At 57.9% G+C, this 9030-nt stretch carries 6 protein-coding genes; 3 read left to right on the top strand and 3 right to left on the bottom strand.

Annotation, left to right across the window (positions count from 1 at the left end):
• Nucleotides 1-58: 58 nt before the first annotated feature.
• Together AUC61_RS08095 and AUC61_RS08090 are read right to left on the bottom strand one after the other, a co-directional pair.
• Entirely contained in the window at nucleotides 59-340 is a 282-nt protein-coding gene (locus tag AUC61_RS08095) for a type II toxin-antitoxin system RelE family toxin (RefSeq protein WP_243245445.1), read from the bottom strand.
• A complete protein-coding gene (locus tag AUC61_RS08090; protein WP_243245444.1) occupies nucleotides 330-575 on the bottom strand; it encodes a type II toxin-antitoxin system Phd/YefM family antitoxin in 246 nt (81 codons plus the stop codon). Before AUC61_RS08090 ends, AUC61_RS08095 begins: the two co-directional genes overlap by 11 nt.
• A gap of 173 nt (nucleotides 576-748) precedes the next feature.
• On the opposite strand from AUC61_RS08090, the gene hrpA reads away from it, so the two are divergent.
• Both hrpA and AUC61_RS08080 read left to right on the top strand, forming a co-directional pair.
• Nucleotides 749-4660: an ATP-dependent RNA helicase HrpA gene (hrpA, locus tag AUC61_RS08085; protein WP_243245443.1), complete on the top strand. Its 3912-nt coding sequence runs from the start codon at nucleotides 749-751 to the stop codon at nucleotides 4658-4660.
• A 287-nt stretch (nucleotides 4661-4947) separates the two neighbouring features.
• Nucleotides 4948-6069 (top strand): beta-ketoacyl-ACP synthase III, encoded by a 1122-nt coding sequence (locus tag AUC61_RS08080; RefSeq protein ID WP_243245442.1) that lies wholly within the window; start codon nucleotides 4948-4950, stop codon nucleotides 6067-6069.
• A 198-nt stretch (nucleotides 6070-6267) separates the two neighbouring features.
• Here the strand turns inward: AUC61_RS08080 and AUC61_RS08075 are convergent, their stop codons facing one another.
• Nucleotides 6268-7566: a putative porin gene (locus tag AUC61_RS08075; protein WP_243245441.1), complete on the bottom strand. Its 1299-nt coding sequence runs from the start codon at nucleotides 7564-7566 to the stop codon at nucleotides 6268-6270.
• 270 nt (nucleotides 7567-7836) lie between these two features.
• On the opposite strand from AUC61_RS08075, the gene AUC61_RS08070 reads away from it, so the two are divergent.
• The gene (locus tag AUC61_RS08070) at nucleotides 7837-8958 is read left to right on the top strand and encodes a GNAT family N-acetyltransferase (RefSeq protein WP_243245440.1); all 1122 of its coding nucleotides are present in this window, start codon (nucleotides 7837-7839) and stop codon (nucleotides 8956-8958) included.
• Nucleotides 8959-9030 lie beyond the last annotated feature (72 nt).

The raw sequence follows: 9030 nt of genomic DNA, 5'->3' as shown, positions 1-9030 counted from the left end.
AGAAAATGCATTTCAATCCACTAATTTGCATTTCTCCAGCGCGGCCGCGATATGAAATCTATCTGTTTTTAGCCGCCGCATAGGCTTCACTACGCTCCCGCTTACCAACCGCGACAACAGTAACGACCACTCGGTCATCTTCGACCCGATACACCAGTCGATAACCTGCGCTGCGCAGTTTGATCTTGTAGTGGTCCGGCATGCCGTGCAAAGCATCTCCCGGAATTCTTGGCAGGCTGAGTTGCTCTTGAAGCTTCTTTTTCAACTGGTCACGAACGGTATGGCCCAGCTTTTCCCACTCTTTCAATGCTGATGGTAGAAACTCATGCTTAAAGGTCATCTATGTCTACCGGCACGGGCTTTTCATGCTGGCGCGACTTTATAAGGTCGGCCAGATCGAGATCGTCAAGACGTTCCATCATGGCCTCGAAGACTTCTGCGGGGACCATATAGCCCATCACCTTATTATGGTTGAGAACTGCGACTGGCAATCCATGGGCACCACTCAACACTGCTGATGGGTTTTTCTTCAATTCGGATACGCTGACGGCGACGTCGGCCAAGATACTTTGCATTATTTGGTGCTCCATTTTGGGCGATATTTTGGTCTTTTTAATTGGTTTTCGCAATCGTCTAGGTGGGCCATTGCTTAGCATGAGTTTCGCGTCGGATATGGGAGGTCGTCACAAGTAACCTCAATCTGCGACAATCCCCGCCTTTGCACCCATCAAAAGACCCTGCGCACCTGATGACCGATCAAACGCCCTCGATTGACCAACTCCTGAAGAACCTCGACCACGCGATGATCAGCGATCGTCATCGCTTGCGGCGCCAGTTGCATGAGCTGCGCAAGAAGCCCGATGAGGGGAAGCTGGCGCAGTGGGTGGCGAAGGTGCAGGCGTCGTGCGCTCAGGTCATGGCGCGGCGTGACAGCGTGCCGCTGATTCGTTACGACGATAGCCTGCCGATTGCTGCCAAGCGCGACGAGATCAAAGAGGCGCTGCTCAAGCATCAGGTGCTGATCATCGCCGGTGAGACCGGGTCGGGTAAAACCACTCAGTTGCCGAAAATCTGCCTGGAAATCGGTCGCGGCCAGCACGGCTTGATTGGCCACACTCAGCCGCGTCGAATCGCGGCACGCAGCGTCGGCAGTCGTGTAGCGGAAGAGCTGGGGACACCACTGGGCGCGCTGGTCGGTTATCAGGTGCGCTTCGAAGACCAGAGCGACAGCAGCACCCTGATCAAGCTGATGACTGACGGTATCCTGCTGGCCGAAACCCAGCACGACCGCTTTCTTGAGCGTTACGACACGATCATCGTCGACGAAGCGCATGAACGCAGCCTGAACATTGACTTCCTGCTCGGCTACCTGAAAACCCTGCTGCCACGTCGCCCGGACCTGAAGGTGATCATCACCTCGGCAACCATCGACTTGCAGCGCTTTTCCGAGCACTTCAACGACGCGCCTATTGTTGAAGTGTCCGGGCGTACGTTCCCGGTGGAAACCTGGTATCGCCCGTTGACCTCGCAGCAGGACGAAGAAGGCAACAGCGTCGAAGACGATCTGACCGTTGATCAAGCGATTCTTGCAACCCTTGATGAACTGGCCGCTTTCGAACGCAGCGAGCGCAAAAGCCCTGGTGATGTGCTGGTGTTCCTGCCCGGCGAACGTGAAATTCGTGATGCGGCAGAAATGCTGCGCAAGGCACAGCTCAAACACACGGAAATTCTGCCGTTGTATGCGCGCCTGTCGCCTGCCGAGCAGCAGCGGATTTTCCAGTCACATCCTGGGCGGCGTGTGGTACTGGCGACCAACGTCGCGGAAACCTCGCTGACCGTACCGGGCATTCGCTACGTGATCGACACCGGTACCGCGCGCATCAGCCGTTACAGTTACCGCGCCAAGGTTCAGCGGTTGCCGATTGAAGCCGTCTCGCAAGCCAGTGCCAACCAGCGTAAAGGCCGATGTGGCCGGGTCGAGCCGGGTCTGTGTGTGCGGCTGTACAGCGAAGAAGATTTCAATGGACGACCGGAGTTTACTGATCCGGAAATCCTGCGTACCAACCTTGCTGCGGTGATCTTGCAGATGTTGCATCTGCGGCTGGGTGAGATCACTGATTTTCCGTTCATCGAGCCGCCAGACGGCAAGGCCATCAGCGATGGTTTCAATCTGTTGCAGGAGCTGTCAGCGGTCAACCGCGAGAACCAGTTGACCCCGCTAGGCCGTCAGTTGGCGCGCTTGCCGGTGGATCCGCGTATGGGCCGCATGTTGCTCGAAGCGGCGAAGCAGGGCAGTTTGCAGGAGGTACTGATCGTCGCCAGCGCCATGTCTGTGCAGGACGTGCGCGAGCGTCCACCGGAGCGCCAGCAAGCGGCGGATCAGGCCCACGCACAATGGAAGGACGCTGATTCGGACTTCGCCGGGCTGGTCAATCTGTGGCGCGGTTTTGAAGAGCAGCGCCAGGCCCTTACGGCCAGCCCGCTGCGTAACTGGTGCCGTCGTAACTTCCTCAATTACCTGCGTTTGCGTGAGTGGCGCGACTCCCATCGGCAGTTGGGTTTGATCTGCCGCGACTTGCAGCTCACGGTCAATAAAGAGCCTGCGGATTACCCGAAATTTCACAAGGCGATTCTCTCCGGTTTGCTCAGTCAGATCGGCCAGAAGGCGGACGAAGGTGATTACCTCGGCGCACGGCAACGACGCTTCTGGATTCACCCGTCCTCGGGGCTGGGCAAGAAGCGTCCGCAATGGCTGATGACCGCTGAACTGGTGGAAACCACCAAGCTTTATGCACGCATGGTCGCCAAAATCGATTCGGACTGGATCGAACCGCTGGCCGGACACCTGATCAAGAAGAACCACTTCGAACCGCATTGGGAGAAGAAACGCGGCCAGGTCGTGGCGTTTGAGCAGATCACCTTGTTTGGTCTGATTGTGGTCGGTCGTCGACCGGTGCACTACGGGCCGATCGATCCGGTGGTGTCCCGCGAGCTGTTCATTCGTGAAGGGCTGGTGCGTGGCGAGATCAACTCACGGGCCAAGTGCCTGAGCGCCAACACCAAACTGCTGGAAACCCTCGACGAACTGGAAGCCAAGGCCCGCCGCCGGGATATTCTTGCGGATGAAGACACGCTTTACAGCTTCTACGAAGCAAGAATCCCGGCCGAGATTCATCAGGCTGCGACCTTCGACCATTGGTACAAAACCGAGAGTCAGAAGAACCCGCAGTTGCTGATCATGCGCGAAGAAGACGTACTCGCGCGTGAGGCCAACGAAGTCACGGCCGCGTATTACCCCGATACCCTCAAGCTCGGCGATTTGACCCTGCCGCTGACTTATCACTTCGAACCCAATCATCCGCGTGATGGGGTGACCTTGCGAGTGCCTGCGCCGTTGTTGCTGTCGCTGCCAGCCGAGCGACTGGAATGGCTGGTACCGGGCCTGCTGGAAACCAAGTGCATTGCACTGGTGCGCAATTTGCCCAAGGCGATTCGCAAGAACTTCGTGCCGGTGCCGGATTTCATCAAGGCGGCGTTGCAGCGCATTACCTTTGGCGAAGGCTCGTTGCCTCAGGCGCTGGGCCGTGAGCTGCTGCGCATGACCGGCGCACGCGTCAGTGACGAAGCCTGGGCTGAAGCGGCACAGCAACTTGAAAGCCACCTGAAGATGAATCTTGAAATCGTCGATGGCAACGGCAAGTTTCTGGGCGAAGGTCGTGAACTGGACGAGCTGACGGCACGGTTTGCCGAAGCCAGCCAAGCGGCGTTGGCTGTACCGCAATCGGCAAAAGGTCAGCAGCCCGTGGAGGCGAAAGTCTTCGCGCCGGTGGCGGAAAAAACCCAGCAGAACATTGCCGGTCTATCGATGACGGTCTACCCGGCGTTGGTGGAGGAAGCGGGCACGGTCAAGGAGGGACGTTTTTCGACGTCAGCCGAAGCCGAATATCAGCATCGCCGTGCCTTGCAGCGTTTGCTGTTGCAGCAATTGGCTGAACCGGCCAAATTCCTGCGCAGCAAGTTGCCGGGGCAAACCGAGCTGGCGCTGCTGCATCGCGAGTTAGGGCGTGTTGACGCGCTGGTTGAAGACATCCTGCTGGCCAGCCTCGACAGCTGCGTGCTGGAGGGCGAATCCAGTTTGCCACGCGATGGTGCCGGGTTGCTGGCGTTGGCCGAGCGCAAGCGTGGCGCCTGGACCGAGCACGCCGAACGTCTGGCAAAGCTGACCCTGGATATCCTCAAGCTCTGGCATGGCCTGCAAAAACGCTTCAAGGGCAAGATCAATCTGGCTGAGGCCGTGGCACTCAACGACATCAAGTCGCAGTTGGGCCATTTGGTCTACCCGGGGTTCGTCCGCGAAACACCCGCGCAGTGGCTCAAGGAGTTGCCGCGTTACCTGAAAGCCATCGAAATGCGTCTGGAGAAACTCCCGAGCCAGGTTCAGAAGGACCGGGTCTGGAGCATCGAGCTCGCCGGGCTTTGGGCGCAATATCAGGCCCGAGCCGGTAAGCACGCTCAGGAAGGCAAGCGCGACCCGGAACTGACGGCTTATCGCTGGTGGCTTGAGGAGTACCGCGTGTCGCTGTTCGCTCAGCAACTGGGCACCAGAATGCCGGTTTCCGACAAGCGCCTGAGCAAGCAGTGGGGACAGGTGGAGGGTTAACAACCACGTGCTTTCTCTGTAGGAGCTGCCGAAGGCTGCGATAGCGTCATTCCTGACAAACCGCCTCGCAGCCTTCGGCAGCTCCTACAGGTCCTTTGTTCAAACTCCCACATATACAGGCCGATATGGCACACTTCGCCCCTTGAACCCCGAGGTGTTGCCCGGCTTATATCGCGCCAAGGGCGTTCCATAAGTTTGCATTGGCACGTTGGTCCCAATTTAGTGGGCGGCGGCGCCTATGCCCGCGCAGGTCGTTACCTGCATTGATCAATAAGAGAGGAACGACCGTGCACAACGTCGTCATTAGCGGCACAGGCCTTTACACCCCGGCCAACAGCATTTCCAACGAAGAGCTGGTGCAGTCTTTCAACACTTACGTTGCTCAGTTCAACAGTGAAAACGCTGCCGCTATCGAGCGTGGTGAGGTGCAGGCGCTGACCGAATCCAACGCCGCGTTCATCGAAAAAGCCTCAGGCATCAAAAGCCGCTTTGTCATGGACAAGGACGGCATTCTCGACCCGCAGCGCATGAAGCCGCGTTTGCCCGAGCGCTCCAACGATGAGTGGTCGATCCTCTGCGAAATGGGCGTAGCGGCTGCCAAACAGGCTTTGCAACGTGCGGGTAAAACGGCTGCAGATGTGGATGGCGTCATCGTCGCTTGCTCCAACCTGCAACGCGCCTACCCGGCGATTTCCATTGAGATTCAGGCTGCGCTGGGCGTTCAGGGTTTTGGCTATGACATGAATGTCGCCTGTTCATCCGCAACGTTCGGTATTCAGGCGGCAAGCAACAGCGTGCAGTTGGGTCAGGCCCGCGCAGTGTTGGTGGTAAGCCCGGAAATCTGCACGGCGCACCTGAACTTTCGTGACCGCGACAGCCACTTCATCTTCGGTGACGCCGCCACGGCAGTGCTGGTAGAGCGTGCCGACCTGGCCACTTCGGCCTATCAGTTCGATATTCTCGGCACCAAATTGCTGACCAGCTTTTCCAACAACATCCGCAACAATTTCGGCTTTCTCAATCGCACTGCAGAAGAGGGCGAGGGGCAGCCAGACAAATTGTTCGTGCAGGAAGGCCGCAAGGTGTTTCGCGAAGTCTGCCCAATGGTTGCCGAGCTGGTCGGCGCGCACCTTGAGCAGAACAGCCTGAACGTCAACGATGTACAGCGCTTCTGGTTGCATCAGGCGAACCTGAGCATGAACCACTTGATCGTCAAGAAACTGCTGGGCCGCGACGCGTCGCTAGAAGAAGCGCCGGTGATTCTCGACACTTACGCTAACACCAGTTCGGCGGGCTCGGTCATCGCCTTCCACACCTATCAGGATGATTTGCCGAGCGGCGCGTTGGGCGTGTTGAGTTCGTTTGGGGCGGGCTATTCGATCGGTAGCGTGATTTTGCGCAAGCGTTGAGTCGTTGCCGTAGGTGCTCGTGCGCTCCTACAGGGGCGGGACTTCGCATGTTGGTAAGAGTCGCAGACAAAAAAGCCCGGCGTGACCCTGGCGAACGGATGATGGGGATCGCCAGGGTAACGTCGGGCTGTAAGGTCTCTGCAGCTTCAAGCGACGGGAGCGGTGTCGCTTGAAGCTTGAAGCGTGTAGCAGGGAGCTTTAGAACTTCGCTTCTGCGTCCAGTTGCAGGGTTTTCACGTCGCGATCAGCCGGGCCCCGAACCAGTCGGGTGCTGGTGGTGTTGTCCGCGTCAGCCAGGAAGTAAGTCGCGCCCACCGAGAAGTTCTTGTCGATTTCGTAACTGACCTTCAGCTTGTGGCCGCGTGCGCCTGTGGTGCCGTTGGCGAAGTCCGAATCGGTGAATGCGCCGACTACAGCGTTACGCTGAACGTCGCGGTAGTTGTAGTCGATACCGAAACCAAACACCTTGGTTTTCACACCGGTCAGCCAGGCAGTGTCTTCGCCATCGGAGCTCTTGTCGTTGACGACGTATTGACCATACAGACCCAGCGGAACGCCCAGGCCGCTGATATCAACTTGGCCGAAACCTTCGTACAGCTGGAATTCGGTGGTGGTATTACCGTTGACCGCCAGAGCATTCTGAGCAGCTGTGCTGCTGTCACCGTCGTAACCGTAAACGCTGCCGCCCAAGGTCACTTTCAGGTTGTCGGTCGGTGCGAATTTGGCACCCAACTGACCCGCGTACAGACGAAGGTCATGACGGAACTGGTAACCGTCGCCGTCGATGTTGTCTTTAAGGGTGTAATGCCCGGCGCTACCGAACAGTTCGGTCTTGCCACCCAACGGGAAGCTATAGGTGGCTGCCAGACCTTCCGGGTTGAGGTCGCCGTCCCAGATCACATCGCCCATGTTTACCCACGGCTGGTTCATCTTGCCGCCGATGATGTGCAGGTTTTTGACGGCGGTCGGGGCGTAGTCGACGTAGCCCAAGTCCAGCCACAGTGTTTTCTTGGTGAAGTAGTTGTCCAGGTCCACATTGGTTGAGCGACCGTCGCCATTGCCGCCAGGGTTACCACCGGTAGCAATACGAATGCCGGTGCTCACCTGCGGATTGATTTCGGTGTAAGCACCCAGGCGAGCGCGCAGGCGCTGACGGCTGCGGTCTGTCGAGCTGGCCTGGTCTTCGACTTCAATGTTCTCTTGGCGAACGCGCACGTCACCCTTGAACTGAGTCTTGGTAGCCCAGGCGACTTTCTTCTCGAACTCTGCCTGAGAGGCGGATTTGGTGTTTTGCACATCTGCGAATGCTTGCTTCTGTGCTGCCTGGTCTTTGGCCAGTTCTGTCTGCAGCTCAGCATACTGATCTGCGTTGATAGAGCCGTTAGCCTTGAGCATGTCCAGCAATTTGGCGTCGACTGCGGCATTGGCAGGAACCGCCATGGCCAATACCAGGCCACCACACAGGGCCGCAGCAGTACGTGTAGAAACAAGACGCATGTTGATCTCCATAACGTGAGTAAGGACGACATCGGGTCATCCTGTAGAAGCCGCCCCGCAGAAGGGCGTTTGAGGGTTAGTACCCTCGGTTCTAAAAACAGGCGCCAGTATCGCGATGGGTTATGACAGAAAGGTGGCGCAATGATGGCGCGTCGATGACAATTAAAAGTCTGTAAGGCTTGAGCTAGAGCCTTCGCGGCGCGAATGGGTGAACATTGGAGGCCGATGAGGGATACTGCCGCGTCGTCCGACTTAGCTGGGGAAGTCCGCATGCCCATCCAGAACGCCACCCTCGAAAACGTCGTACCTGCCCAATGGGATGCCTTGGTTCCGGGTGATCAGCCATTCGTTCGCCATGCTTTTCTCAGCGCGCTGGAAGACAGCGGCAGCCTCGGGCCGCGTTCCGGATGGCAGGCTGAACATCTGCTCAACTACCAGAACGGCGAGTTGGTCGCGGCGATGCCGACTTACCGTAAGTGGCACTCCTATGGCGAGTACGTGTTCGATCACAGTTGGGCCGACGCTTGCCGCCGTGCAGGCATCGCGTATTACCCCAAACTGCTGATGGCGGTGCCGTTCAGCCCGGTGAGTGGTGCGAGGATTTTGTCAGCGTCGCCGGAGGCCGGCATTGAACTGCTCAATGCCGTGCCGGGCTATCTCCAGGATCAGCAGCTGTCCAGCGCACACGTCAATTTCACCGACTCCCTGGCCGATGCATTTCTGGATGAACAACCGGGCTGGCTGCAGCGTTATGGCTGTCAGTTTCATTGGCAGAATCGTGGCTATCGGGACTTCCAGGATTTTCTCGATGCACTGAGTTCACGCAAGCGCAAACAGATGCGTAAAGAGCGTGAGCAGGTGGCAGGGCAGGGTATCGAGTTCGACTGGCTGGAAGGTCATCAGCTCAGCGAGCTGTTGTGGGATTTCGTCTACGCCTGCTACTCCAACACCTACGAGGTGCGCGGGCAGTCGCCGTATCTGACTCGGGAATTCTTCAGCTTGCTGGCCGAGCGGATGCCTGAGGCCATTCGCGTGGTGCTGGCGCGTCAAGGCTCAAGGCCGGTTGCGATGGCTTTCAGTCTGCTGGGTGGGGACAGTTTTTACGGTCGTTATTGGGGATGCCTGGCGGAATTCGACCGTCTGCATTTCGAGACCTGTTTCTATCAGGGCATGGATTACGCCATTGCCCATGGCCTGAAGCGCTTCGATGCGGGCGCGCAAGGTGAGCACAAATTGATTCGCGGCTTCGAGCCGGTCATCACTCGTTCATGGCACTACCTGACCCATGCGGGGCTCAAGGAAGCGGTGAGTGATTTTCTCGGTCAGGAAAGGGTTGGCATCCTGGCGTATGCCGAAGATGCCAAAGGTGCGTTGCCGTATCGGCAGGTTTGATAAGGCAAACCGGCTCCACGGCTCGGCGCTCATCAAACAAAATGCAACCTGGCGGACTGACATGCATTTTCT

Origin of the sequence: Pseudomonas maioricensis (assembly GCF_022790535.1) — a bacterium.
Taxonomy (GTDB): domain Bacteria; phylum Pseudomonadota; class Gammaproteobacteria; order Pseudomonadales; family Pseudomonadaceae; genus Aquipseudomonas; species Aquipseudomonas maioricensis.
Note: the sequence above shows the minus strand (reverse complement) of the source record. Positions and strands in the feature narration are given on the sequence as shown.

Coding starts and splice junctions, on each gene's coding strand:
- AUC61_RS08095 (WP_243245445.1), bottom strand. CDS start 340: ATGACCTTTAAGCATGAGTTTCTACCATCAGCATTGAAAGAGTGGGAA.
- AUC61_RS08090 (WP_243245444.1), bottom strand. CDS start 575: ATGCAAAGTATCTTGGCCGACGTCGCCGTCAGCGTATCCGAATTGAAG.
- hrpA (WP_243245443.1), top strand. CDS start 749: ATGACCGATCAAACGCCCTCGATTGACCAACTCCTGAAGAACCTCGAC.
- AUC61_RS08075 (WP_243245441.1), bottom strand. CDS start 7,566: ATGCGTCTTGTTTCTACACGTACTGCTGCGGCCCTGTGTGGTGGCCTG.
- AUC61_RS08070 (WP_243245440.1), top strand. CDS start 7,837: ATGCCCATCCAGAACGCCACCCTCGAAAACGTCGTACCTGCCCAATGG.